Consider the following 947-nt stretch of genomic DNA (forward strand, 5'->3'; position numbering starts at 1 on the left):
TTGGGCACTTCATAAAAGGCAGCTTGCAGCGGATTGCCGCCCGCCAGAACCATGTCAAAAAACTTGTGAGCCTCATCCATCAGGATGCCAAGCTGATACCCTTCCAGCTTGACCGCGCTGGTATTGCGGGTCTGTGAGCTGGTCAGATCATCCACAGCGTTGCGAGCCTCACGGGCCACGGTGAGCTGCTCCATCAGCGTGTCCACGACTGCCTGCTGCGCGCCAACAGCGGCCTGAGCATCCTGAGAGGAGACACCGTAATCACCAACAGAGAGAGACTGGACCTTGATCTGCTGGAGGCGGTCCTGTGCCGTCATCAGCTTGAGTGTCAGGCGTGAGACCTCATCCCCAGCAGCAGCCCCCATCTGGAGAAAGCTTTTCAACCCTGAGTTGGTGCCAGCCCGCAGGGCATTGGTCAGGCCGTCCATATTTTCTGTGGCTTTTGCCGTGGCAGCAGCCAGCCCGACCATAGGTGCGTTCGCCTGATTAAGCTGGCCATTCCATGCAAGCTGCGCCTCGGTGGAGGCCGCGGTCTTTTGCTTGAGGGCGGCCATGCTGTCCTGCAAACGGCTCATTTCCGTCTGCGTTTTGGACAGTTCTGCTGTTATGCCGCTGGTATCACCCCCGGCAGAACCGACTGTATAAAGCTGCTTATGCAAGAAAGCAGCTTCTGACCTGAGAGCCGAGTATGCCTTGCGCATGCTGGACAGGCTGGTGGTGGTGGATGTGGCCAGCCCATCTGTAGCGGACGCTGCCGCCTTGGCGCTATCGGCAACGCCCTGCGCCGCCTTGGCCCCGGCTTCGCCCATGCCGGTCAGGGCATCGGTTGCGCCTTCCGCCTTATCCTGCACTGCGTCCAGATGCACACCAGCAGAGGCGGCACCTTCTGCTGTCTTGTCATTGACGGTGATGTCAATTTCATTGACCTGGACGACTGTCATGTCAGG

At 59.2% G+C, this 947-nt stretch carries 1 pseudogene; it reads right to left on the reverse strand.

The features are described 5' to 3' along the window. Positions 1–941 (reverse strand): annotated as a pseudogene (locus HK26_RS09360) (hypothetical protein); the annotation flags it as partial. Positions 942–947 lie beyond the last annotated feature (6 nt).

This window comes from Acetobacter okinawensis, assembly GCF_002153655.1.
Lineage (GTDB): Bacteria > Pseudomonadota > Alphaproteobacteria > Acetobacterales > Acetobacteraceae > Acetobacter > Acetobacter okinawensis_A.